This window comes from Cupriavidus numazuensis, from assembly GCF_905397435.1.
In the GTDB taxonomy this organism is placed as follows: Bacteria; Pseudomonadota; Gammaproteobacteria; order Burkholderiales; family Burkholderiaceae; genus Cupriavidus; species Cupriavidus numazuensis.
Genome location: NZ_CAJPVI010000053.1, coordinates 15,326 through 39,506 on the forward strand (window position 1 = coordinate 15,326; position 24,181 = coordinate 39,506).

The 24,181-nt window shown below is 62.8% G+C and carries 17 protein-coding genes and 4 pseudogenes; 15 read left to right on the top strand and 6 right to left on the bottom strand.

Annotation, left to right across the window (positions count from 1 at the left end; all coding sequences use genetic code 11):
- Positions 1-9: 9 nt before the first annotated feature.
- The 7 genes from mhpT (at position 10) to KHO41_RS31755 (ending at position 9,725) form a co-directional block, all read left to right on the top strand.
- Entirely contained in the window at positions 10-1,224 is a 1,215-nt protein-coding gene (gene mhpT, locus KHO41_RS31725) for a 3-(3-hydroxy-phenyl)propionate transporter MhpT (RefSeq protein ID WP_211957210.1), read from the top strand.
- A 46-nt stretch (positions 1,225-1,270) separates the two neighbouring features.
- A complete protein-coding gene (locus tag KHO41_RS31730; protein ID WP_211957211.1) occupies positions 1,271-2,386 on the top strand; it encodes a porin in 1,116 nt (371 codons plus the stop codon).
- A gap of 135 nt (positions 2,387-2,521) precedes the next feature.
- Entirely contained in the window at positions 2,522-3,355 is an 834-nt protein-coding gene (locus tag KHO41_RS31735; protein ID WP_211957212.1) for a p-hydroxycinnamoyl CoA hydratase/lyase, read from the top strand.
- An 88-nt stretch (positions 3,356-3,443) separates the two neighbouring features.
- On the top strand, positions 3,444-4,895 hold the full coding sequence (locus KHO41_RS31740) for an aldehyde dehydrogenase (RefSeq protein WP_211957213.1): 1,452 nt from the start codon (positions 3,444-3,446) through the stop codon (positions 4,893-4,895).
- On the top strand, positions 4,853-6,868 hold the full coding sequence (locus KHO41_RS31745) for a feruloyl-CoA synthase (protein WP_244874126.1): 2,016 nt from the start codon (positions 4,853-4,855) through the stop codon (positions 6,866-6,868). The genes KHO41_RS31740 and KHO41_RS31745 overlap by 43 nt, the downstream gene beginning before the upstream one ends.
- Positions 6,869-7,021: 153 nt before the next feature.
- Entirely contained in the window at positions 7,022-8,809 is a 1,788-nt protein-coding gene (locus KHO41_RS31750; protein ID WP_211957214.1) for an acyl-CoA dehydrogenase family protein, read from the top strand.
- Positions 8,810-8,858: 49 nt separating this feature from the next.
- On the top strand, positions 8,859-9,725 hold the full coding sequence (locus KHO41_RS31755; RefSeq protein WP_211957215.1) for an amidohydrolase family protein: 867 nt from the start codon (positions 8,859-8,861) through the stop codon (positions 9,723-9,725).
- A 302-nt stretch (positions 9,726-10,027) separates the two neighbouring features.
- Here the strand turns inward: KHO41_RS31755 and KHO41_RS31760 are convergent, their stop codons facing one another.
- The 3 genes from KHO41_RS31760 to KHO41_RS31770 form a co-directional block, all read right to left on the bottom strand.
- A complete protein-coding gene (locus KHO41_RS31760; protein WP_211957216.1) occupies positions 10,028-10,822 on the bottom strand; it encodes a type IV pili methyl-accepting chemotaxis transducer N-terminal domain-containing protein in 795 nt (264 codons plus the stop codon).
- 10 nt (positions 10,823-10,832) lie between these two features.
- On the bottom strand, positions 10,833-11,516 hold the full coding sequence (locus KHO41_RS31765) for a type IV pili methyl-accepting chemotaxis transducer N-terminal domain-containing protein (protein ID WP_211957246.1): 684 nt from the start codon (positions 11,514-11,516) through the stop codon (positions 10,833-10,835).
- Between the two features lie 593 nt (positions 11,517-12,109).
- Complete coding sequence (locus tag KHO41_RS31770; RefSeq protein ID WP_244874127.1) at positions 12,110-13,363, bottom strand: nitrate- and nitrite sensing domain-containing protein; 1,254 nt, start codon at positions 13,361-13,363, stop codon at positions 12,110-12,112.
- A 466-nt stretch (positions 13,364-13,829) separates the two neighbouring features.
- Between KHO41_RS31770 and KHO41_RS31775 the strand changes: the two genes are divergently transcribed.
- From KHO41_RS31775 to KHO41_RS31790, 4 genes and pseudogenes are all read left to right on the top strand, one after another.
- Positions 13,830-14,069: a hypothetical protein gene (locus KHO41_RS31775; RefSeq protein WP_211957218.1), complete on the top strand. Its 240-nt coding sequence runs from the start codon at positions 13,830-13,832 to the stop codon at positions 14,067-14,069.
- A gap of 196 nt (positions 14,070-14,265) precedes the next feature.
- Positions 14,266-14,589, top strand: a complete 324-nt coding sequence (locus KHO41_RS31780; protein WP_211957219.1) for a helix-turn-helix domain-containing protein — start codon at positions 14,266-14,268, stop codon at positions 14,587-14,589.
- A gap of 270 nt (positions 14,590-14,859) precedes the next feature.
- Complete coding sequence (locus tag KHO41_RS31785; RefSeq protein WP_211957220.1) at positions 14,860-15,684, top strand: YecA family protein; 825 nt, start codon at positions 14,860-14,862, stop codon at positions 15,682-15,684.
- A gap of 361 nt (positions 15,685-16,045) precedes the next feature.
- Positions 16,046-16,543, top strand: a pseudogene (locus KHO41_RS31790) (TniB family NTP-binding protein); the annotation flags it as partial.
- A gap of 738 nt (positions 16,544-17,281) precedes the next feature.
- On the opposite strand, the gene KHO41_RS31795 reads toward KHO41_RS31790, so the two are convergent.
- Positions 17,282-20,062 carry a UPF0182 family membrane protein gene (locus tag KHO41_RS31795; RefSeq protein WP_211957221.1) on the bottom strand — a complete coding sequence of 927 codons (2,781 nt, stop codon included), beginning with the start codon at positions 20,060-20,062 and terminating at the stop codon, positions 17,282-17,284.
- 345 nt (positions 20,063-20,407) lie between these two features.
- Here KHO41_RS31795 and KHO41_RS31800 point away from each other — a divergent pair, with 345 nt between their 5' ends.
- The 4 genes and pseudogenes from KHO41_RS31800 (at position 20,408) to KHO41_RS31815 (ending at position 22,013) form a co-directional block, all read left to right on the top strand.
- Entirely contained in the window at positions 20,408-20,587 is a 180-nt protein-coding gene (locus tag KHO41_RS31800) for a hypothetical protein (protein WP_211957222.1), read from the top strand.
- Positions 20,559-20,783 (top strand): annotated as a pseudogene (locus KHO41_RS31805) (IS5/IS1182 family transposase); the annotation flags it as partial. The gene KHO41_RS31800 and the pseudogene KHO41_RS31805, both read left to right, overlap by 29 nt.
- Positions 20,757-21,030 (top strand): annotated as a pseudogene (locus KHO41_RS31810) (IS3 family transposase); the annotation flags it as partial. The pseudogenes KHO41_RS31805 and KHO41_RS31810, both read left to right, overlap by 27 nt.
- A 143-nt stretch (positions 21,031-21,173) precedes the next feature.
- Complete coding sequence (locus KHO41_RS31815) at positions 21,174-22,013, top strand: universal stress protein (RefSeq protein WP_211957223.1); 840 nt, start codon at positions 21,174-21,176, stop codon at positions 22,011-22,013.
- Positions 22,014-22,116: 103 nt separating this feature from the next.
- Here the strand turns inward: KHO41_RS31815 and KHO41_RS31820 are convergent.
- Together KHO41_RS31820 and KHO41_RS31825 are read right to left on the bottom strand one after the other, a co-directional pair.
- Positions 22,117-22,398: pseudogene (locus KHO41_RS31820) on the bottom strand (winged helix-turn-helix transcriptional regulator); the annotation flags it as partial.
- Between the two features lie 324 nt (positions 22,399-22,722).
- On the bottom strand, positions 22,723-23,580 hold the full coding sequence (locus KHO41_RS31825; protein ID WP_211957224.1) for a transglutaminase-like domain-containing protein: 858 nt from the start codon (positions 23,578-23,580) through the stop codon (positions 22,723-22,725).
- Between the last annotated feature and the right edge of the window lie 601 nt (positions 23,581-24,181).

Below are 24,181 nucleotides of genomic sequence, written 5' to 3' on the forward strand. Positions count from 1 at the left end.
GGAACCACCATGCAAACTTCAACCGTAGTACGCGCCGAGGCAACCTCGGGCGCGGCGCTGACGCTCGGCCTCTGCTTTGTCGTCGCGCTGCTGGAAGGGCTCGATTTGCAGTCGATTGGCGTCGCCGCGCCCCGCATGGCGCGGGAGTTCGGACTGTCGGTCAGCGAGATGGGACTGGCGTTCAGCGCCGGAACGTTCGGCCTGCTGCCTGGCGCCATGCTGGGCGGACGGTTGGCCGACCGCATCGGACGCAAGCGTGTGTTGATCGTGGCCACCGCGCTGTTTGGCATCTTTTCCATCGCGACGGCGCACACGGTCGACTTCTGGAGCCTGCTGGCCATCCGTGTCGCCACGGGCATGGGTCTGGGCGGTGCCATGCCGAACCTGATTGCGATCTGCTCGGAATCGGTGCCGGCCAGGCTGCGCAATACCGCTGTCAGCATCATGTACTGCGGCATCCCGTTCGGCGGTGCCGTGGCGGCGGTGATCGGAATTCTCTCTGCCGGAGATACCGGATGGCGCCACATCTTCTATGTGGGCGGATTTGGGCCGCTGCTCGTCGTGCCGTTGTTGCTGATGCTCCAGGACTCGCGGCGTTTCGACCAGCGGCACGGTGAGTCGGTGAAGCCACCACCGGTGGCCTGGGCACTCTTTGGGGAGCGTCGCGCGGTGGCCACCGCCTGTATCTGGATCAGCTACTTCTTCACGCTGATCGTGCTGTATTTCCTGCTGAACTGGCTGCCGTCGCTGATGGTGGCGAATGGCCTGAGCCCGGCGCAGGCGGGCGTGGTGCAGATCGTGTTCAACATCGGTGGCGGTGCCGGCGCGCTGGGCATCGGCATGCTGATGGACAGGGGTCGCCCGCGCGCGGTGGTGTCGGGCATGTATGCCGGGATCATCGTCGCGCTCGCCACGCTGGCGGCCGCTTCGGGCATGACGTGGATGGCATTCGGCGCCTTCCTGGCGGGCCTGTTCGTCATCGGTGCGCAGTCGGTGCTCTATGCGCTGGCAGCCGCGTATTACCCGATGGCCGTGCGCGGCACCGGCGTGGGCACCGCCGTCGCGGTGGGGCGCCTCGGCTCCATCGCCGGACCGATGCTGGCGGGGCAACTGCTGGCCATGGGCAAGAACGCGAGCACGATCATCGGCGCGAGTATTCCGATCACCATCATCTCCGCTATTGCCGCATTGCTGCTGTTGCAGCGGCCCGCGGCAAAAGACTGAGCACGACAACAAGAGATCACAACAGAAGGAAGGAGCAAGCGAGACAATGGAACGCAAGAACATTCACCGTGTCCGGCAAGGGCTGCTGGCCCTGGCGGCGCTGACGTCGTTGCCAGGGGGCGCAAACGCGCAATCCGTGACGCTGTACGGCGTCGTGGACACCGGTGTCGAGTACGTGAGTTCGATCGGCGCGAACAAGGACAGCGTGGTGCGCGTGCCGAACGTGACGGGTACCGTGCCTTCGCGCTGGGGGCTGCGTGGCACGGAGGATCTGGGCGGCGGCCTGAAGAGCCTGTTCGTGCTGGAATCGGGGTTTGCTCCGGACTCCGGCACATCGGGGCAGGGCGGTCGGCTGTTCGGCCGGCAGGCACTGGTCGGCTTGTCCGGCAACTGGGGGCAGGTCGCGCTGGGTCGCCAATACACGATGCTGTTCTGGGCCATGCTTGACGCGGATATCCTCGGGCCGCAGGTGTATGGCACGGGCTCACTGGACAGCTACATCCCGAATGCGCGGGCCGACAACGCGATTTCGTACAAGGGCACCTTCGGCGGCCTGACACTTGGTGCCACCTACAGCTTCGGACGCGACACCGTCAACGCGGGCCCCAGCCCGGTCGGCACGAACTGCGCGGGCGAGAATCCGGCGGACAAGTCCGCCTGCCGCGAATGGTCTGCGCTGATCCAGTATGCAACCGCATCGTGGGGCGTGTCGGCGGCATACGATTCGCTGCGCGGCGGGCCGGGCGCGTTCGCGGGACTGACCAGCAGCGGACTGAAGGATGACCGCCTCTCCGTCAGCGGCTACGCCTTGTTCGATCGCACGAAGATCGGTGTCGGCGTGCTCAGCCGCAACAATGAAGGAAGTCCGACCGCGCGCAGCGAACTGTATTACGCCGGCGCAGCGTACGACGTGACGCCGGCCTTCACGATCGCGGGCCAGGTCAACTACCTGAAGTACCGCCACAGCGACAACAAGGCGCTGCTCTACGCCTTGCGCGGGACATATGCGTTGTCGAAGCGGACTTCGGTCTACAGCACGGTGGGCTATATCAACAACGATGATCAGCTCGCGTTGTCCGTGAGCAGCGGTGCAGCAGGTGGCAATCCTACGGCAGGCGGGTCGCAATTCGGCGTCATGGCGGGCGTGAAGCACGTCTTCTAGACGTGCTGGCACGTTGATCGAGTATCAGTACTAAGGGTTTTCACGTGGTCGGCCGGATTTCGCTTGCAATATCAGGTAGCCTGATATTAAATTGATTCCACGACGAACCGCCGACCAGTCATTAAGGAGACGAACATGGCCAATTACGAAGGACGCTGGAAGACCGTGGAGGTCAGCGTGGAAGAGGGCATCGCATGGGTGATGTTCAACCGCCCCGAAAAGCGCAACGCGATGAGCCCGACGCTGAACAGCGAGATGATCCAGGTACTCGAAGCGCTCGAACTTGACGCCGATGCCAGGGTGCTGGTGCTGACCGGCGCCGGCGACGCGTGGACCGCCGGCATGGATCTCAAGGAGTACTTCCGCGAAGTCGACGCCGGCCCCGAGATCCTGCAGGAGAAAATTCGCCGCGACGCCTGCCAGTGGCAGTGGAAGCTGCTGCGCATGTACGCCAAGCCGACCATCGCGATGGTCAACGGCTGGTGCTTCGGCGGTGGCTTCTCGCCGCTGGTGGCGTGCGACCTCGCGATTGCCGCCGATGAGGCCGTGTTCGGCCTGTCGGAAATCAACTGGGGCATCCCTCCGGGCAACCTGGTCAGCAAGGCGATGGCCGATACGGTCGGACATCGCCAGGCGCTGCACTACATCATGACCGGCGACACCTTCACGGGCCAGCAGGCGGCCGCGATGGGTCTGGTCAACAAGAGCGTGCCGCGCTCGCAACTGCGCGAGCACGTGCTGGAACTGGCCGGCAAGCTGCTCGAGAAGAACCCCGTCGTGCTGCGCGCCGCCAAGCACGGATTCAAGCGCAGCCGCGAACTGACCTGGGAGCAGAACGAGGACTACCTGTACGCCAAGCTCGACCAGGCGCAACTGCGCGACCCCGAGCACGGGCGCGAGCAGGGCCTCAAGCAGTTCCTCGACGACAAGTCGATCAAGCCGGGCCTGCAAGCCTATAAGCGCGCCTGAGGCCGCGAGCGCCGTAGAGCGCCCCCGACAAGCATCCCGACAGGGAGCGGGCTTCGCCGCGTGCGGGCCCGCCTGGAGACTTCACTTCATGAACGCGTTGACCATGCTGATAGGCGGCCAGGACCGGCCCGCCGCCAATGGTGCCACTTTCGAGCGCCGCAACCCCGTCACCGACGCGGTGGTTTCCCGGGCGCCCGCCGCGACACCGGGGGACGCCATCGCCGCGGTCGAAGCGGCAGCAGCCGCCTTTCCGGCATGGGCGGCCCTCGGACCGGGTGAGCGCCGCAAACGCCTGCTCAGGGCGGCCGACATGATGGACCGCCGCACCGACGAATTCATCTCCGCCGGAGCCGCCGAAACCGGTGCCATGCCAAACTGGATCGGCTTCAATGTGATGCTGGCGGCAAACATGCTGCGCGAGGCCGCCGCGATGACCACGCAGATCGACGGCAGCGTCATTCCGTCGGACGTCCCGGGCAGCCTGGCGCTCGCGGTGCGCCAGCCGTGCGGCGTTGTGCTCGGCATCGCGCCGTGGAACGCACCGGTGATTCTCGCCACACGCGCCATCGCGATGCCGCTTGCCTGCGGCAATACGGTCGTGCTCAAGGCATCGGAGGCCTGCCCGGCCCTGCACCGGATGATCGGTACCGTGCTGGAGGAAGCCGGCCTCGGCAGCGGCGTGGTGAACGTGGTGACCAACGCGCCGGAGGACGCGGCGGCCATTGTCGAAACGCTGATCGCGCATCCGGCTGTACGGCGGGTGAATTTCACCGGCTCAACCCATGTCGGACGCATCATCGCGCAGCATGCGGCCAGGCACCTGAAGCCGGCATTGCTGGAACTCGGCGGCAAGGCGCCCGTTATCGTGCTGGACGATGCCGACCTCGACGCCGCGGTCGAGGCCGTGGCATTCGGTGCGTTCTTCAACCAGGGGCAGATCTGCATGTCCACCGAGCGCGTGATCGCCCAGCGCGCCGTGGCCGACCTCTTTGTCGAGAAGCTCGCGGCCAAGGCGCGCACCCTCCGGGCCGGCGATCCGTCCGATCCGTCTTCGGTGCTGGGCGCACTGGTCAGCCCGCAAGCGGCGCAGCGCATCCGCGCGCTCGTGGACGATGCGCGCGCAAATGGCGCCCGGCTGCCGGTGGGCCTGCATGGCGACGGCGCCATCCTGCAACCGGCGATTGTCGACGGCGTTACGCCGGAGATGGCGCTGTACCGCGAGGAGTCGTTCGGACCGGTCGTGACGGTGGCGCGCGTCGACAGCGATGAGGAGGCGATCCAGATGGCCAACGACAGCGAGTTCGGCTTGTCGGCCGCCGTATTCAGCCGGGATGTGCCGCGTGCCTTGGCCATGGCAAAGCGGATCGAATCCGGCATCTGCCACATCAACGGACCGACGGTCCATGACGAAGCGCAGATGCCGTTCGGCGGGGTGAAAGGCAGCGGCTATGGCCGCTTCGGCAGCAAGGCGTCGGTCGATGCCTTCACGGAGTTGCGATGGATTACGATCCAGAGTGGGCCGCGGCATTATCCGATCTGAATAGCCGGCAGCGCGACCGGCGGTTACACCCGGCCGCGCACGGCCAGGGATACAAGCATGGCAGGAGACATGACGTGAGCGACGTCGAGACAAGAGCAGCCCCATCCACCGGCATCCCCATTGATGCCGCCGCCTCGCCCGTTCCGCGATATCGGGCCGTCCATGTGGCCGACGCCGCTGCGCTGGTCAGCCGAGACGGCGATATCTGGCACATCCGGTCCAGCGAGGCGCTGCAGCCATATCCGCAGCGCATGACGGACTGTCTCGTGCGGGGCGCGGAGCGTCACCCCGACCGCGTGCTGGTGGCCGAGCGGGGGCTGGATGGTGGCTGGATGACCATCACCTTCGGGCAGATGCTGGAGCGCGCACGGGCGATTGGTCAGGCGCTGCTGGACCGCGGGCTTTCCACAGAGCGGCCACTTGCCATTCTTTCGGACAATGACCTCGAGCATCTGCAGCTTTCGCTCGGCGCCATGTGGGCTGGCGTTCCCTTTTCGTCGGTGTCTGCCCCTTACTCGCTGGTCTCGACGGATTTCGGCAAGCTGCGCCATGTGTTTTCGGTACTGACGCCTGGGCTCGTGTATGCGGCGGACGGGGACGCGTTTGCGCGCGCCATTGCGGCGGTGGTGCCGGCCGATGTCGAGGTGGTCACCCGCGATGGCCGGCTTCCGGGCCGCACGGCCACGGCGTTCGATGTGTTGTTGCGTACGACGCCGGCAAGCGTGGATGCGGCCCACGCCGCGACCGGGCCGGACACGATCGCTAAATTCATGTTCACGTCCGGCTCCACCCGCCAGCCGAAGGCAGTGCCGACGACGCAGCGGATGCTGTGCAGCAACCAGCAGATGCTGCGCCAGACCATCCCGGAGTTCGCCAGCACCCCGCCGGTGCTGGTTGACTGGCTGCCCTGGAACCATACCTTCGGCAGCAGCCACAATTTCGGCATCGTGCTATACAACGGCGGCACGATGTATATCGACCACGGCAAGCCCGTAGCCGGGCGGTTCGAGGAAACGCTGCGCAACCTGCGCGAGATCGCGCCGACCGCTTACCTGACTGTTCCCAAGGGCTGGGAGGAGCTGGGTCTCGCGCTGGAGCGCGATGCGGCCTTGCGGGAGAAATTCTTCTCGCGCGTCAACATCTACTTCTTCGGCGGCGCCGGCTTGTCGCAGGAAGCATGGGACCGGCTGGAGCGCGTCACCGAAGCGCACTGCGGCGAGCGCATCCGCATCATGGCGGGCCTGGGCATGACCGAAACATCGCCATGCTGCCTGTTCACCACGGCACCCATCACACGCGCTGGCTACGTGGGCACGCCGGCGCCGGGCTGCGAACTCAAGCTGGTGCCGGTGGACGGCAAGCTGGAGGCGCGCTTTCGCGGGCCGCACGTCATGGCGGGCTACTGGCGTCACCCGGACGCCGGCGTGCGGGCCGCGTTCGACGAGGACGGCTACTACTGCAGCGGCGACGCGCTGCGCTTCTACGACCCCGAGCGGCCGGAACTGGGCCTCATGTTCGACGGACGGATCGCGGAGGACTTCAAGCTCAGCTCGGGCACCTTCGTCAGTGTCGGGCCATTGCGGGCGCGCGTGATCGCTGCCGGGGCGCCTTATGTGCAGGACGTGGTCGTCGCCGGGTCGAATCGTGACGCCATTGGGCTGCTGCTATTTCCGCGCATGGACGACTGCCGCCGGCTGGCAGGCCTGCCAGCCGGCGCGGCGCCAAGCGAGGTACTGGCCTCGCCGCCAGTGCGTGCCGCATTTGCGGCGCTGCTGCACACGCTGAATCAGTCGGCCACCGGCAGCGCGACCCGCGTGGCAAGCCTGCTGCCTGTGGCGGAGCCACCCTCGATCGATCGCGGCGAGATCACCGACAAGGGCACGCTGAACCAGCGGGCCGTACTCTCCAACCGCGAGGCGCTCGTAGAGGCCCTGTACCAGCGCGAGTCGCCTGCCGGTGTCATCCGGTCCTAGCCTCAGTGCTGTTTGCGCCGCCCGGGACAGTCACCGCGGCGGCACGTCTTTCCCCTGACCTTGCAGAGACCCCGCGAGGCATGCGCTAACCGTTCATGCCTGCGCGGCGACTGGCTTGCGCCGTTGACCCTTCCTGAAGTCATTCCCCAGCTCATGCGAACTTACACCGCCCCACTGCGCGACATGTCGTTTGTTATCGACGAATGGCTGGGCGCGCCATCCGATTGGGCATCGATGCCGAAATTCTCCGAACTGGATGCCGGCACCGCGGCGCAAGTGCTGGAGGAAGCCGCACGCTTTGCCAGGGGGCGGCTTGCACCGCTGAACGCGAGCGGCGATCTGGAGGGCGCACGATTCAGCGACGGCGCGGTACGCATGCCCGAAGGCTTCGCCGCGGCATATCGGGACTATGCGGCGGGCGGCTGGCCCGGGTTGGCGGCTGAACCGGAGGAGGGCGGGCAGGGCCTGCCGCAACTCCTCAACGTGGCATGGATCGAGATGCTGGCGGCAGCCAATCATGCGTGGCTGATGTCGCCAGGCCTTTCGCATGGTGCTGCCGAATGCCTGCGCGAACACGGATCGCCCTGGCTCAAGGCGCAGTACCTGGACAAGCTCGTCAGCGGCGAGTGCCTGAGTTCCATGTGCCTGACGGAAGCACAGGCCGGCAGCGACCTGGGTCTGATCGCGGCCAAGGCGGTGCCGGCGGACACCAGGCAAGAGGCCGAGCCCGCGTATCGAATCACCGGTACCAAGATCTTCATTACCGGCGGTGACCACGATCTCACGCCCAATATCGTTCACCTCGTGCTCGCACGCCTGCCCGACGCGCCCGCCGGATCGCGGGGCCTGTCCCTGTTCCTGGTACCCAAACGCCGGGAATCCGCAGCGCAGCCCGAGATGAACGCCGTGACCTGCCAGGGCATCGAAAAGAAGATGGGACCGAAGGCGAGTCCCACCTGCACCATGCAGTTTGACGGCGCCCTCGGCTGGATGGTGGGACAACCCCATCGCGGTCTGCAAGCGATGTTCGTCATGATGAACGCCGCTCGCCTGCAAGTGGCCATGCAAGGGCTCGGGCATGCCGAGTCGGCCACGCAATGCGCGATCGCCTACGCGGCCGACCGCCGACAGTCGCGAGCGGTCGGCTCCGCGGCGCATGCCGGCCAGCCGAGCCGCGCGGACGCGATCATCCTGCTGCCGGCGATTCGTCGCGCACTGCTGGATTTGCATTGCGTAGCAGAAGGGGCCCGGATGGTCGGTTACTGGCTTGCGCATTGCCTTGACCTGGCTGCGGCTGCGCCGGAATCGGGAAGGCGCGAAGAGGCCGCATTGCTAGCCTCTCTGCTGACGCCCGTCGCCAAGGCCAGCTTCACCGAGGCGGGTTTCCAATCTGCTTCGAAGGCGATGCAGGTCCTGGGCGGCTATGGCTATATGCACGAGTTCGGCGTCGAGCAGACCTTGCGCGACAGCCGGGTTTCGATGATCTACGAAGGGACCAACGAGGTCCAGGCGGTCGATTTCGTCGTGCGCAAGACGATCGCAGACAGCGGGAAAGGACTGAACCGCCTGCTCGATGTCGTGCGCAAGGAAGCGGAAGCCGCCACGTGCGACGAAACCCGCCGCGTGGCGCAGCAGCTTTTGCGGCTTTGCGACCAGACGGCCGCGGCTGCCGCGGCCTTGATTGCGGAAAGCGAGCCTGATCCGGAATTGTCCTATCGCGTGGCGGGCGATTTTCTCGCAATGGTCGACATCCTGCTCCACACCTTCGCTTGGGCCAGAGCGTTCCGTATCGCCCGGCCCCTCGCGGACTCGCCCTTTTATGCGCGCAAGTGCGAGACCGCCCGGTATTTCTTCGCATACCGCCTTGGCGATTTCGATTACCGGCGCAGCCTGGTCGAGCGCGGCCGCGCCAACGTCCTGCCGCATGTGAATCCTGCCTGAACCGAGGCGGACAACGCATGCTGCAGGCCATCCCTTAAGAGGCAAACCAATGAACCATGACAGCCTGGTGGCGATCGACTTCCACACCCACGCCGAGGTCAGTTGCCGGAATCCGTTCGACAACTATGGCGAGGAGTATGACCGTGCCGCTGACAAGTACTTCGGCAGCGACCGGCGGCCGACCATCGCCGAGACGGTCGCCTACTATCGCGAACGAAACATCGGATTGGTGATGTTCACGGTGGATTGCGAGGCGCAACAGGGGCGTCGGCGCATTCCGAACGAGGAAATCGCGCAGGCCGCACGTGAGAACAGCGACATGATGGTCGCCTTTGCCAGCGTCGATCCACACAAGGGAAAGATGGGGGCCGGGGAGGCGGAGCGCCTGATCCGCGAGGAGGGTGTCAGGGGCTTCAAGTTCCATCCAACCGTGCAGGGCTATCATCCATACGACAGGATGGCCTGGCCGATCTATGAGGTCATCAACGATTACAAGCTGCCGGCGATCTTCCACACCGGGCACAGCGGGATAGGGTCGGGCATGCGATGCGGCGGGGGGCTGAGGCTCGCGTATTCGAATCCGATGCACCTGGATGATGTTGCCATCGACTTCCCCGACATGCAGATCGTCATGGCGCATCCCAGCTTTCCGTGGCAGGACGAGGCACTGAGCGTGGCCACGCACAAGCCGAACGTTTGGATCGACCTGAGCGGCTGGAGCCCGAAATACTTCCCGAAGCAACTCGTGCAATACGCCAACACCTTGCTGAGGGATCGGGTCCTGTTCGGAAGCGACTATCCGCTGATTACCCCTGAGCGGTGGATGCGGGATTTCGAGCAGGCGGGCTTCAAGCCTGAAGTCATGCCAGGGATCTTGAAGGGTAATGCAGTCAGGCTGCTTGGCCTCGCTGAGTGATTGCGCCATTGCAAGTGCATACTGGCAGCGTCAAACGTGGCAGACTGGTCCTGCGGTTCGCCAGGCAGAAACTCCGGTGGAGAATGCAATTCATCGCCAAGACTGACTGCCCCCCCCCCGCAGTCCACGCCGGCAGAGGAGGGGCTTCCAGTTCGGGGAATTCTGGTTGCTACCGAACTCACAGTGCATCCCTTTTGGCGATTGAGATTGATTCCTTGCCGGCCCAAGCTTTACGATCGTGAAAACATACGGCGAGCGATGGGCATGCTGGGGACTCCCGGCGCGGGCGTTGGCGGGTCATGCTATCTGGCCATTCCCTCGTACATGCTGGTGACACCATCCATTACCTGGAGAATCCGCTCGCTTGTCGTGGCGATGTTTCGCAACTGCTCCACTCGACTGCCTCCGGTCTGTTGGAGCGCCTCTTGAAAGAATAGCCACTGAGAGCCGGCAAGCTGCAATTCGCCACGGATGGCCGGCGTGTTCTGCGGCGCTGCGGTGAGAAGTTCCTGCGCGGCCGCGAACTCCCTGGCAGCACTGTCCAGTTCTTGTGCCATCTGCGGGGATGTAATACCCCAGGCGCGGAACATGCTGGCCTTGGCGATTCTCTGCGAAAGCATGCGCTGTCGGCCGGCAACGTTGATCAGTTTGCCCGCCGCGGTGCCGGAATGCTTTTCGAGTTGTACGGTTCCTTGCTGCGCAAGCTTCAGTACATCTTCGCTGACCATTGCGATCTTCTTCGCGCTCTCAGGATTCGGCTCGCTGCCGGTTAGCAACTGCTTATAGACGATCCACGTCTGCCCAAGCCTGTCATAGGTGTCCTTGATTTCTGGCGTGGGCGCAAACGCCTTCAGGTCGACGAGTTGCCTGTCGAAGAGGGCCACGGATTCGTCGAGGATCCTCTTCGAACGTTCGACCTCGACGCCAAGCCCGGCCTGGCAATAGGCCTTGGCCATGCGCTGAGACAGCATCCGCTGGCGACCCGCCTTGTTGATCGCGGAGTGGATGGTCAACGTTTCGGCGCACGCGGTCCCGGACGAAGCCAGCCCCAGGACGCAGCAGAGCATCAAGCAGAAGGAGCAGAGGTAACGTTTCAAGGTCGTCTCCCTATCCGTGTCGGGGTGAGCCGTTGGAGGCGTTGCTTGAGCCGACGAGATGGCGGACCAGTTGATCCATCTCCTTGATGATGTCTGCCAGCACCTGCGTGATCACGGAGAACTCCCGGCCGTACTCTCCCGCCCGTGCCGCGGAGACGCGCGCATTCATGGCAACGAGGTTTGCCTGCATTGAAATACTGCTGAGGCGATCGACGAGGTCGGCCTGGCGTTTGCGCACGGCCATCTCGCAGCTATGCATTTCCTCCTGGTAGGCATGTGTGACGGCCTGCAGCAGTTCCAGGATCGGCGTGGCCTGCGTCACGAGCGCATCGAGAGATGAGGCTCGTCGGGCAGTGTCGGCGGGTGGCGCGTCGATTGCGGTCCGGGCCTGGGCGATGAACTCACGGATCCGTGCATCGGCACGCGAATGGCCAAAGTAGAGTTGTTGCAAGGCTACGGAGAATGCGCCCGGCATACGCGCATTGCCAGTCACGAGATCCGAATGCGCGGATTCGAACGTCGACAGGCACTGGCGAGCGCTTTCGCGGGCAGTTGGATCGCCTCGCGAGGCGAGCAACATCTGAAGTACGATCCGTTGCGACAACATGCGCTGACGTCCGGAAAGGTTGATCAACGCACCGATGGTCTCAGCCGACACTTCGGCCGGAGGTGACTGAGTCGTGGGGGCATGCATTTGTGACATGGGGGCGCGTGTGGATGGGCAATAAAAAAGCGCCCCGAAGCAAGAGGCCCGCAAACCGTGTTCCTGGTTCGCTGTCACCTTGCTTCGAAGCGCCATTGCCCCGGTCTAAAGGCCAACGTTGGCCTGTGTTCCTTCTTGCAATATGTGTGCCATACCTCACGTCAGTCGCGGCGAGCCGCAGGGCGGGCAATATTAGAAGATGGGCTGGATCGCTGCACTGATTGCACGGGATGGCGGTTGGCACTCTGCGCCAGTGGCCGAGACCGTTCTCAATGCTTTCTCCCTGCAGCAATTGGCGCGCTCACTTCAGGCGGTGACCAGGCGGTGTAGTGACTGTAGTTTGGTGATCGTGAAACTATGTCGAACGTCATTTGGCGGCCGAGAGTGTGGGGTGCTTTATCGAGAACGTCGACTCTTTCGCAAGCCGTAGGTAGCCGGACACTGGCCCCTTGGCGAGACCAACATAAGCGATTTGCCGCTCTTTCTCGCGCCGTTCCTTGATGTGCCACGAAATTGCTTCCATGCGCCCGCGACATTTGGTGGTGCATTTGTTGCCCGATTCTGGTGCGGGCAGCCATGGCAGTTCATTCGTCGTGCGGAGAGTCCTGGGCCAGCAGGGCGAGGTCGGTCAGTGAAAGCGTGGCTTCGGCAATGTCGACTAGGCGGCGATTGTTGTCCATCGAAGCCTTTTGCAAGGCGCGGAATGCCTCGTCCTCGCTGAACCCCATGCGGGCCATCAGCGCGCTCTTGGCGCGCTCGATCAGCTTGCGCTCTTGCAGGGCGCGCCGTGCGGCATCAAGCTCAATCTCAGTCTGGGCCAGGCGTGTCGACTGCTTCTCCAGCAGGCTTTTGAGCGATGCCACGGTAGCGGCGTCCACGCTGGCCGGGGTCCGCGAGGCGTCGGGCATTCCCGGTAGTAGCGGTGCGCTCTCCGAATACGGCGCCTCCGCATCGAAGAAGCGTTCGACGGCATGTGTGTGCGGGGGCGGATTGTCGAGGAGTCGGCGCAACAGGCCCGCAGAATCCTGCAGGTCGGCCTGCGACGACCGGATCTGCGCCTGGCACGCTGCCCGCAGGCCGTGCACCACCTGCACCTCAAGCGTCCACATGCCGGCAATTACCTCGCTGCAGACTTCGAACCACTTTTCACTGGCATCGCTGTCGAGCGGTGCGCCGGGCGGTGTGGTCAAGAGCGTGCCGCGCATCTGTTCCAGGCCAGCTATCGCCGAACTGATCTGCTGGCGCCGCCACGCAGCAAGCAACGCGGGATCGGCGAACTTCTCCAGCACCTGGAAGCTGCGCTGCTGTGCCGCGATCAGATGCAGCACGCGCTGTTGCTGGATCTCGGTGCAGGTGCCCGATGCAAACATCTGGGCCCCCACCGCGCGCTCCTGGCCAGCAGACTCCTTGCCTTGCACCAGGTACACAAAGGCCACCAGCGGCCGGGAGATTCCCGGATACATGGCAACGTCGGCCAGATGGAAGATGAGTTCGAGCAGCGCCGCGACCAGCCGGCTGAATGCCGCCACGGCTTCAAGAGCCGTCACCTGGCATTGATCAATGCTCACGCGCAACGCAGGAAGCGTTGCCAGATCGAGTTGCACCCATGCCATCAACGACACCATCGGGGCACTTCCCTTGTGTCCGGATCCGAGCTGGCCGGCAAAGCGCTCGTCAAGCCGTACTTCAAGGGAAAGGGCTTCCCCCTTGGCGGCCTCGCGCTCCGCAGCCAGGCGCTGTCCGCCCGAGGCCAGAAAGATGCTGCTCGCGCCCCGTTCACGTTGCAGCGCATGGATCAGCTGGCCAATCAGGTCCGCCAGCTCCACACGGCTCGCCATTAGCTGAACGGCCTCGATCTCAAGCTGCTTCGCCTGAAGGACAAGTTGTGAGGCGGTTAGAGGCATTGGCAAAGAGAGAACAACGGTAAAGGCGCCGAATAAGCAGGAAGCATGCCATCAATTGACCGTGGTCGCGGCAACGGGGGTGACCCCCGCGGGTGCACGATCGTGAAGTGTAGTAAGAGTAGTACGTGACGAGTTGCGCACACAGGTAATAAAATCAATAGGTTAGACCTTCACGTCCGGACACGCGTACTAACATTGCGACGATTCTGCGAGTAGTAATGTTGGGTCTTCCGCAATTTGTGTGACGACGGAAAACTCGCGATTACTACAGTTCACGCCTGTCATGAGGGCGTGGCGACTTACGGGGCAGGGGCCGCAATGCGCTGCACCCATTGCCGGGCGGAGAACCCCGCAGGCATGCAGGGCGCATTGACGTTGGGGGGGGCAGGTGAGCCTGCCCATGCATCGGCCATGGAAGCAGCAGCGCAGGCGTTTCGACAAAGCGATCGGCCTCGCCCGTGAGCAAGCGGCCCCCTCGCTTGCCTGGCAAAGCGCCCTCTGCCTCGCACGGCTTTGGCACCGCCAAGGCCAGGACGGCGCGGCCAAGGACATGCTGGGCGAGATCGCGGGCGCAATGTCGGAAGGGGCGGATACCGCGGACCTGCGTCACGCCAACGCGCTGCTGGACGACCTGTCGTAACGGATGGGGCATGGGAAATGGCCGCATCGTGTGCGCGCTGCCGCCAGGCCTCCCACGGCGTGATGGACTGGGATGGGCCGGTGCGGGCCCGTGCCAGGCACTTGCGGTTGTCGTGCAAAAACGTATGATTTCACGATCATGAAGTTTCGATAAAGACGGGCTGTCCCGCTGCCCCGCTTCATCGCAACCCACGCACATGCCGCGATCCCTCCCTGATCCGACGCCGCCTTCCCGGGCCACCATTCGCACGATTCAGCAACTGGGCGATCGCATTCGCGCGACCCGCGCCGAGGCGGCAATGCCCATTGACCAGGCGGCCAGGCATTGTTCGGTCTCGGTGGGCATGCTGTCCAAATTGGAGAACGGCAAGGGCGTCAATCTCGAGCATGCCCTGCGGGCGTTGGACGGACTCGATTTAGTGATGCTGGTGGTCCCGAAAACGCGTGCGCCTTGGCTCGAACAGGCAGCGGCCCATGCGGCCAAAATGGGCGAGGAGGCTTCGTGGGAACCTCATGCATAGGGCGAGCGCAGCGCCGCGCCCCGTCGCGATGTCGACAGACATGGAGGTTGGCCATGGGGGCACGGCCAACGTTCTCGCGCCACGGTTCACATCGTCTGCGACGTGGGCGAGATGGCAACGCAAAGCAACCCGCCTGCTCTCCAGCCAGAAACCTCGGCCACCATGTGTTGGTGTATTGAAGCCAAACTGAACCACCAGGCTGCCTTGTCCTGCGCCACCGCATCTTGACTGCGGCAGCCGCACCCAGTTCCGCCGACTGATCCTACGCCAATGAACAACTCCTATTCACACCCTGTCAGCCAGCTTCTTACCCTAGGCCAATCGTTCGAGGAGGTCGACGGGAGACCTGAAACGTGGAAGGGGTATGCAAAGCTCGGCATTGACCACCGCCACATCCCCGAGTTGATTGCGGTCGTCGCTGACGAAGCGCTACACACCGGATACGGGCTTGTGCCATTCGCCCCCGTGCATGCCTGGAGAATACTCGCGGCACTCAAAGCGACCGAAGCCTTGCCTGCCTTGGCTTCGCTGTTGCGCCGTATTGACGATGACTGGGACGATTGGATCTCCACCGAATTGCCGTGCGTCTTCGGCCAGATGGGCGGCAAGTCAGTGGATGTGCTCGCGCCATTCGCAGCGGACCGTCATAACGGGAGTTATGCCAGAGGTGGTGCATGCCGGGCAATGGGGGAGGTCGCGACCGCCCATCCCGATCAGCGTGGGCGTTGCCTGCAGATACTGATGACCCTTCTCCGGTCCTTCGAGGACAACGAGCAGACGCTCAACACGGAGATTGTGTCCGTGCTCCTCGATTTGCATGCGGTGGAGTCCATCGACCTGATCCGCGAGGCCTATGCCAAGGATTGTGTCGATCTCGACTGTGTTGGCGATGTGGAAGACGTCGAAATCGCACTTGGCTTGCGCACCGAACGCGATACGGCACCCAAGAGAGGAAAGCTCTTTCAGCGGCTGCTCGAGCTGTCCCAGCTTCAGGAGGCGACGCGCCCCCGTACCGCTGGGCCAAAGACCGGAAGAAATGACCCCTGCCCGTGCGGAAGCGGGAAGAAGTACAAGAAATGCTGCCTCGAGGTGTGACCGGGAGTCAGGATGCCCCCGGCGTTGGGAAGCTTCATTAAGACCCGGCGGTCGAGGTGATGGAGCACCGCGGCCGCATTTTTGATGTGCCATGGGTCGCGCGCGGCTTGCGTCCAACGTTATCCCGTTATCCCCATACACTGCCACCACCTGCGGTGGGATTGCCGATCGTCACGTGCTACGGCTAACCTTGCCGTGAAGAGTAGTAAGAGTGGGTCTTCCGCAATCTGTGTGACGACGGCGAATTCGCGTGTAGGACCTTGCCGTCGTCTTTCCCGCCCCATTACCACCATTTCACTTAGTCCGCCAACCTCGTCCTGGCCGCACGAACTCACGCGCCAGCGATGGCGCGCCGTTCAACGCATCCGCAAGGCTAAGCGTGCTCGAGCATCTGAGTCACGAGTTGCTGCGGAAAGTTTCACCGCGCATGCTGGTTGTCGATGAAGTTCACCACCTCTTGTCGGGAAATTATCGCGAGCAGCGGGCCTCACTGAACCTGCTCAAGTTTCTGGCGAACGATCTCCAGATGACGATTGTCCTTGTAGGGACGCACGATGCTGAGATTGCACTTCAGACCGATTCTCAAATGAGCAGTCGCTTTGCGCGCTTCGAAATGCCGCGATGGCAGGAGTCGGAAGCCTTCCGGGGGCTCCTGGCGGCATTCGAACGCGTTCTTCCTTTGCGACGGCCGTCAAACCTGTCGCGGCGAGAAGCTGTCACGGCGATCTTGGCGGCGAGTGGAGGTCTGACCGGCGAAGTCTCGCCGCTATTGAATTCTGCCACCGAGCTTGCGATCCGCGATGGCCGGGAGATGATCGATGTCTCTCACATCGAACACGCCCGCAACAGCGTGCTTTAATCAGACGAGGCCGTGGCCCGTTGCCCGACGACCGTTTGACGGAGAGGCATTCGGAGACTGGCTCGGACGACTCGCTGGCAAGTATTCCATGACGGTGGAGCAGCTTTGGATGCACGCCGACATCGGTCCGATGCCAGCCCTAAGCCGGTGGGAATGGCTACTGTTTCCGCCAGTGCCGCTCGAGACCTTGGAGCGTCTCTCACAGACTAACCCACGTAAGCGTGGATCGCCTGATAACCATGCAGACTCCAATCGGTTGAGTCTATGAACGACCTCGCTTACGGTATTGCTATCCGTGTTTGATCCTGAATCGTGCCGATGTCTGCTCGCCATTCTGGAAACACGAGTGGCTGGATCCGAGCTTTTTAACGTGTGCGCAACATCCCGGCAGGCTCGAAACGACGACCTGGCACTGGCGCTACCATCAGCTCGACAACTTTAATCAGCTGCTCCGAAGAGCGCACGCAACGCCCCACCGGGACATTGTTTCGCATGGAAAGGCCACAGTCGCATGAATGATGAGCGGAAAGATGCAATGCTCGTATCAATGATGAGCTTGGCTCACATCAACGGCGATCTGCAACAGCAGCGGCACGTCTTGCCCTACCTTGCAGCGACGCCGCGGTTGCCGTGGTCGAGCGCAATGACGCTGTGCCTTGGCGCGCCGGGCTGGGCTTGGTTGCGTAGCGAATCTTGTCGATGAACAGAACTGTCTTCAAGTTGCGTCGCAAAAGTCGCTCACCGTCGATCTTCGGGCGCGCTGGCTCCAAGCCCTTCAAGCAGCGGTCTCATCGCATCGAGTTCCGAGCCGAAGCCGCTCCAGTCTCCCGCCTTCAAACGCTCGATGGCGCGGTCATAGTGGGCGAGTGCGTCGCGCGCGCGCGTATCTGCAGTGCCCCGGGATACCGGCGGCGCTTCGGGGCCGGTATCCTTGAAGAGTGCAGCGAGCGCTCCGCCCAATGTCTCTTCCATGACGACACGGTCACCGTAGGCGGCGATTACCCGCTTTAACTCCGGCAGCTGGCCGGACGCCGCGCGCAGGTAGAGTGGAGAGATGTACAGGATCGAGTTCTCGATCGGCACCACCAGAAGATGGCCCCGGATGACGCGCGATCCCATCTGGTTCCACAGCGAGATCTGCTGCGAGATATCGGTGTTCTGCTGGATACGTGCCTCGATCTGGAAGGGTCCGTAGACCAGTTTTTCCTTGGGGAAGGCGTAGACGATGAGCTTGCCGTACTCGGGTGGATCACAGCGCGCCGCCAGCCAGGCGATCATATTGTCGCGCCGGCTGGGCACCATCGGCAGCATGAGGACATACTCGGTGCGGGGTTCCCCGGGGAGCCGCATGATCATGTAGTACGGCGCCATGGGTGCCGCAGGCGTGTCGGGAGCATTTCCACCGTCGATGCCGGCCAATCCCCGAGGGAATTGCCAGAGGTCCTCACGGTTGTAGAAGACTTCCGGCGCTTCCATATGGTAGACGCGATAGAGCTGCGCCTGAATCCGGAACAGGTCTTCGGGGTAGCGGATATGCCGTTGCAGGTCCTGCGGCATTGCCGCCAGCGGCTTGAACAGCGTCGGGAAGATGCGCTCGTATGTTCGCACGATCGGGTCGGACGGATCGCTGACGTAGAAGCCGACGGTACCATCGTAGGCATCGATGACCACCTTGACCGCGTTGCGGATGTAGTTGGAGCCGTCGCCGAAGCCCGGCTGAGAATAGGGGAACCAGCGACTGACGGTATAAGCGTCCTGCATCCAAAAAAGACGTCCGCCGCTCGCGACGATATAGGGATCCTGATCGAGGCTAAGAAATGGGGCGATCGTTCGCACCCGGTCCTGAATATTGCGGTGGAGCAGGATCCGGCTTTCATCCGTGACGTAGCCGGTAAGCAGGATGTTGGGATCATCAAACTGCCAGGCGAAGAGCGTGCGCAGCGCGATGCCGCCGATGGCGATACCGTCGCGCCCGCTGTAGGTCGTGTAGGCGTTGTCCTTTCCCTTGGGGTAGTCGAACTCGGGCACGCTGCCTTTCACGATCACGTACTCCAGATGACCTTCACCGAAGTAGAGGCGCGGTTCACGGATGCTCGGACCGCCACTGGCGACTGGTGGAATATCCTGCAGATAAAGGGAAGGTAAGCCTTCCGTTGATTTTTCGGTGACCGGCGACATCACGATGCCGCTGCCGTGGGTAAACAGGAGGTGCAGGTTCACCCAGGTCTGGGCATTCGCCGGAAGCATCGCTGGCTCCAGTTCACGCGCGGACAGCATGACCTGTCGATAGCCGGTGTCGAGCCCGTAGCGGTCGATGTCCACGGCGAGGAACTTGTAGTAAGTCCTGATCTCCTGCAATTGCGCGTAGGTATCCATCAGTGGCTGCACGTCCCACAGGCGGATATTGTCGATGGTCGCGTGATTGGCCTGGATCGCGGCAAGACTTAGCCTCTGCTCGGCCGCGAACGGCTTTACCGCGATTTGCTCAAGGCCGTAGGCATGCCGGGTCAGCGCGATAGTGTGCTGGATAAAGGGCGCTTCCAACTGCAGTTCGTTCGGCTTGACATAGAAGCGCTGGAACAGCGCCGGGAAGATCAGGGCAAACACGAACGAACTGCCGAACACCAGCAGGGTCGCGACGGCAGGAATTCGATAGCCACGCCAGCGCATATTGGCCCACGAGCCGATGGACGCGATCACCGAGAGCCCCATGAGCAGCCACAGGGCCGGCAACTCGACGTGGACGTCGGTATAGCCCGCGCCAACCACGACGCCGTTATCGCCGTAAAGCAGCAGAAAGCGGTCGAGACCATAGGACCAGGTCTTTAGCAAGAAGAACAGGGCGAGCAGTGCCGAACCATGCGCAGCAGCGGCGGGAGAAAGTCCCGGGGCCGATGGCCCGAGCGCGATATCGCCGCGCACCCCGTAGATCACGCCTGCAACGGCCGCGCTGCAGAACAGCAGCCGCAGCAGCCAGTTCTTGAGCGCTACGTAGACCGGCAGCGAGAAGAGGTAGAAGCCGATATCCTTGCCGAAGATCGGGTCCCGCTCGCCAACGGGCACCTGATGCAGGAAGCGAAGCGCGATGTCCCAGCTCGGGATTTCACTGGCAGCGATAATCAGCCCGATAACGACGGCAGCGCCGGCAATGCTGACGAGCCAGGGAATGCGCGGTGCGATGTCGGCAAGCTCGGCAATGAATTGCGGTCTCCCCGACCCTTCTGACGAAGAGCCAGAGGCACGCCCCGCCGGCAGGATGAACGGGCTGCGCGCGTAGCGGTGCGCCACGAAGCCCGACAACCAGATGGCACCCGCAGAGACCGCGAATACGGCAAAAAATAAGAGCGTCTGGGCGGAAAGGACCACCCAGAAGACGTCAACGTAGCCGATCGTGGAAAACCACAGCCAGTCGACCAGGGCGTCTGCGATGAATCCGATAACGATGAGGCCGACGATGACGACTGCAATGGCGCTTGCATAGCGTCTCAGGCGCACCCCTGACCTCCCTTGCGACCGCATCGCCTCTCCTTCGCCTTGCTACAGCGTCTCTCTCTCAGCACTTGGGTTATAGGACAGCTGGCGAGCAGGTCAACCCGAACCCGGGCCCCCGTCATGTGATATCGGCAAGCGCCCGCGGCCGGGAGATTTGACCGGCGGTTCCTCGAGGTCGAAAGAGGAATAGCAGGAAGGAAATGCAGTGGACTAACGGCCTCGAGTAGCGGCTGCTCTTTGAGCCTTGGCTGCGACGGCTCCTCTCGGGACGCCGCCGCTCGTCTTGGCAGTTGCCGACTGGGTGCGTGACGCTGCTGCTTGCCTCATAGGCGTGCCGGGGTGGAGGACTTTGTCGGTGCCGTCGAGTGGCGCATGGAACTCTTCATGTCGGCCTCCATGGTTTCAGTGCTGGCCGCATCGGCTGGTGCAGCCGTTGATGCAAGGGGCAAGAGCCCCCAGCCACGGGTTATCTGGCGGAAAGCGTGGCGCGTTGAAGGTGAAGGCATGGAAGACAAAGACAAGGATGAAACAAACGAGCTTTGCCGAAGTTGAGTTTGCGAAGAAGAAGCGCGTGACTCGGCGCGAGAAGTTTCTCGGGGAGATGGATCGGATCGTGCCGTGGGCACGTTGGACCGCGTTGATTGAGCCGCTGTATCCGACGAGCGGCCGTGTTGGGCGCCAGCCGATTGGCGTGGAGAGGACGTTGCGGTTGTACTGTTTGCAACAGTGGTTGGCGGAATATGGCATGCGTTGCTCGATGAGCCGCAATGGCAATTGCTGGGACGCGCCCACGGAGGGCTTCTTCAGCAGCCTGAAGAATGGGCGGGTACACGCCAAGCGCTTCCGGACGCACCAGGACGCCACGGCCGACCGGTTGACTACATCGAGTGTTCTATAACCGCAGTCATCGTCATTCGTCGCTCGCCTTCGTATCACCGGTTCAGTTCTTGCAGGACGGGATCAAGGCTCAGCAGACCAAGGATGCGGCTGCATAACCAGCGACCTCTGGAAGGCGAAAAACAGAGGGAAGCTCAGTTTCCTGGCTCGCTCGCCCACTTCCTTGATCCATGACAAGTACCGCCCAAGGTCGCAACCTAGATTGAAATCGTTGCTGACTTTTGGTGGAAGGGTGCCCATCATGGACTACGCGACGATCATGGTTCACCTGGATGCTAGCCGGCACATGCACCAGCGACTGCACCTTGCGGCGCAACTGGCGCTGGCGTACCAGGCAAGGCTTGTGGGCCTGCTTGCTGTCGGCAAGCCGGACCCCAGAGCGATTCGCTACCTGGTGGATGGCGATCGTTACCTGGCATCCTACAACGAATGGCAGCGTCGGGTGGGCGAGGCAGCACGCCAGGCATTCGAAGGGGAAACACGTGAATTGGCGATCAGGACGGAGTGGCGTGCGCCTGACTGGGCCACGGCCCAGACGGTACAGGCCGAAGCACACCTTGCAGATCTGCTAGTCGTTGGACAGCTTGATCCGTCTGATAGCGACGCGTTCTCCGAAGACAATTTCGTCGAGTCGGTGGTCCTGCGATGCGGACGGCCTGTTCTCGTTGTGCCCTATGCAGGCCGCTTTCCGGGTGTCGGCAAGAACGTAATGGTGGCTTGGAATGGCAGCCGCGAGGCGGCCCGTGCCATGCGCGACGCCCTGCCAGTACTGCTGCGCGCTGATTCGGTCGATATCGTCTCATTCGTGCGGCCTGATCTCATGCGCGATCCGTGGCTTTCACCGGTGCAGTTTGCGGCTACCTGGCTGGCCGGTCACGGCGTGCAGGCAAATCTGAAGGAGCCGGTCATCGGCAGTGGCGACGATGTCGGGGAGTTATTGTTGTCACTTGCCGCTGACAGGAATACCGACCTCATCGTGATGGGTGCCTACGGTCATACCAGGACTTGGGAATTTGTCCTGGGCGGCGTGACGCGTACGCTCCTGGAATCAATGACGGTTCCGGTGCTGATGTCGCACTGACCACGCAGCGGGATCCCCAGGTGTTCGCCCCCTCCACTATGATTTCGTCCCGCTTTCGGATCCAGGTCGGGCTTGGCTGTAAGGTCGTCGCCTTCGCGGCTCTGAAACCCAGTGCACACAGTTCGGCGTGGATCTGCTTGAGCGTGCGCCGTTGCTTGCGCGGCTTGTTCGCCTCGGTCTTGAGCTAGGCGGCGAGCTTGGCGGCATGGCCGTCGAGCTTGCTCGGGCTCTGCCGTGCGGGATAGGTGGGGGCGGTGACGTCAGTGCGCAGATAGCGCCTGACCGTATTCCTGGAGATGCCCAGGCGTCTGCCGATCTCGCGCAGCGGGATCTGGTCGCGAAGATGCCAGCGTCGAATGATGCTCAGTATGGCCACGTCGATCACTCCGAACTCCCGCTCGTTCCCAAGCGGGCAAGTGTTCTATACGTGGGTCAACATTCGATGCAAAAACCTGCCGTGGGTTGGTCAGGATTCGGTGCAAATCAACTGCATAGGATACCCCGGAACTACGCAGGATGCTCGAAGACATGTTGCTGCCTCCGAAGACCGAGGACGGTGGCAGGGAAGATGTTCTTCTGGGGCCGTCGGCTGCCGCGGAACGTGCGGCATCGTTTGTCGACGACGCCATGGAACCGATTGCGGCATACGAGGCATTGGAATGCCGCCATGGAAATCGAGGGGATGAAAGGCGAAGCGCGCTAATGCCGGTTACCAGGTGGAGATGGCGCTTGTCGTTGCGAGCGGCAGGTCGATCCCGGCAGCCGGGTCGGATATTGGGTGGATTTCGATAAAGGGCCGCTTCGACTCGACCTTGCCGAATATGGCGGCAAACGGAATGTCGGCAGCATCCCGACCGGTGCCAATGCGCAGCAGGCCAGTGGGAATGGACACCCCCGAAGGATCGAGGAGGTACCACCCGCCTGACAGGAACACCTCGACCACCGCGTGAAAGTCCGGCGCGCCCAAGCCGGGATCCGCGCCATAGTCCACGCTGCTGGACATACGGGCGGGAATACTCAGGGCGCGGCAGATCGCGATCATCAGGTGGGAAAAATCCCGGCATACGCCGGTGCGCTCGACAATCGTATCGATCGCCGAGGTGCGCTCATTGGTGGATCGCGAAAGAAAGCGCACATGGTTGCGTACCCACTCTCGAATTGCGTACACCCGCGAATAGCCGGGATGCATGCCGCCAAACTCGCGCATCGCGAACTCCATCATGCGATCGGATTCGCAATACCGGCTCGGCGCCAAGTACGACAGTACATCGAAGGGGAGTTCGGCGACCGGTACCTCCGTTAGCGACATGCCATCGTCCAGACGATGATCGATGTCCACTACAGCTTCATAGCGGATGGCCAAGGGGCCCTTGTACGCACGTATCCTGAGCAGGCGGTTGCAGAGTGGATCCGTGTAACGAGCGGCGGGAACCGATGGCGTGAGTGCCAGACGCTCGGAGACAACAGACTGTCTTGCGGTCTTCGCTGCTTCGACAATCAACAGAAAGTCTCCTGTGGGATCCAGGATCTCATAAGACAGGTTCACCGAGTACCGAAGGCGGTTCATTTCTGACCTTGTGCGACACGGAGGCGGAGACGGTGTCGGCCGCGAGAACGGCTCTGGCCATCCGATTCAGTTTAGCGCCAGAAGCGGGCGAGCGGTCCGTGCTAGCGGGCACCGCAGATGCGTGGTGTACCGCCTGCCTGACCAATTTGTAAGCGGGGTAGGATGGGGTGCATCGCCCCCCTATACTGGTAGTTGCAGCGTTTCAGAAGCTATGCTTCTGTTCCGGCTATCACTCGTTTCCGGGCCTTCCCCCCTCGATGACGTCTTAGGACTGGTGACTCCTGAAGTCACTCACGGGGATCCCTGGAACGTTCATGCAAGATGCCACGCGGCGACCGCCGTTCGCCCAGTCCCCCAGTAGCCAAGCAAGCCAGTCCTCGTCCTCGCCAGGCATCTTTCAGGCGGGCGCAGCCGTGCTCTCATCGTGATGACGATAACGTAACGATCCTGAGGAATGCGATATGGGTGGGAATGATCACCCGCTACCAATGGAAGCTCGGTGCGCACAATGGCGACAATTTTTCAACCCTGCCGTCACTACGCCAGCCTGGCAAGCGATGAAGGAAGATATCGTGCCGAAAGAATCTGCAGAGACCACTTA

What these genes read in the sequence shown, in the direction of transcription:
- mhpT (WP_211957210.1), top strand. Translation starts at nt 10, where the DNA reads ATGCAAACTTCAACCGTAGTACGCGCCGAGGCAACCTCGGGCGCGGCG.
- KHO41_RS31730 (WP_211957211.1), top strand. Translation starts at nt 1,271, where the DNA reads ATGGAACGCAAGAACATTCACCGTGTCCGGCAAGGGCTGCTGGCCCTG.
- KHO41_RS31735 (WP_211957212.1), top strand. Translation starts at nt 2,522, where the DNA reads ATGGCCAATTACGAAGGACGCTGGAAGACCGTGGAGGTCAGCGTGGAA.
- KHO41_RS31740 (WP_211957213.1), top strand. Translation starts at nt 3,444, where the DNA reads ATGAACGCGTTGACCATGCTGATAGGCGGCCAGGACCGGCCCGCCGCC.
- KHO41_RS31745 (WP_244874126.1), top strand. Translation starts at nt 4,853, where the DNA reads ATGGATTACGATCCAGAGTGGGCCGCGGCATTATCCGATCTGAATAGC.
- KHO41_RS31750 (WP_211957214.1), top strand. Translation starts at nt 7,022, where the DNA reads ATGCGAACTTACACCGCCCCACTGCGCGACATGTCGTTTGTTATCGAC.
- KHO41_RS31755 (WP_211957215.1), top strand. Translation starts at nt 8,859, where the DNA reads ATGAACCATGACAGCCTGGTGGCGATCGACTTCCACACCCACGCCGAG.
- KHO41_RS31765 (WP_211957246.1), bottom strand. Translation starts at nt 11,516, where the DNA reads ATGCATGCCCCCACGACTCAGTCACCTCCGGCCGAAGTGTCGGCTGAG.
- KHO41_RS31770 (WP_244874127.1), bottom strand. Translation starts at nt 13,363, where the DNA reads ATGGCGAGCCGTGTGGAGCTGGCGGACCTGATTGGCCAGCTGATCCAT.
- KHO41_RS31775 (WP_211957218.1), top strand. Translation starts at nt 13,830, where the DNA reads ATGCATCGGCCATGGAAGCAGCAGCGCAGGCGTTTCGACAAAGCGATC.
- KHO41_RS31780 (WP_211957219.1), top strand. Translation starts at nt 14,266, where the DNA reads ATGCCGCGATCCCTCCCTGATCCGACGCCGCCTTCCCGGGCCACCATT.
- KHO41_RS31785 (WP_211957220.1), top strand. Translation starts at nt 14,860, where the DNA reads ATGAACAACTCCTATTCACACCCTGTCAGCCAGCTTCTTACCCTAGGC.
- KHO41_RS31795 (WP_211957221.1), bottom strand. Translation starts at nt 20,062, where the DNA reads ATGCGGTCGCAAGGGAGGTCAGGGGTGCGCCTGAGACGCTATGCAAGC.
- KHO41_RS31800 (WP_211957222.1), top strand. Translation starts at nt 20,408, where the DNA reads ATGGAACTCTTCATGTCGGCCTCCATGGTTTCAGTGCTGGCCGCATCG.
- KHO41_RS31815 (WP_211957223.1), top strand. Translation starts at nt 21,174, where the DNA reads ATGGACTACGCGACGATCATGGTTCACCTGGATGCTAGCCGGCACATG.
- KHO41_RS31825 (WP_211957224.1), bottom strand. Translation starts at nt 23,580, where the DNA reads ATGAACCGCCTTCGGTACTCGGTGAACCTGTCTTATGAGATCCTGGAT.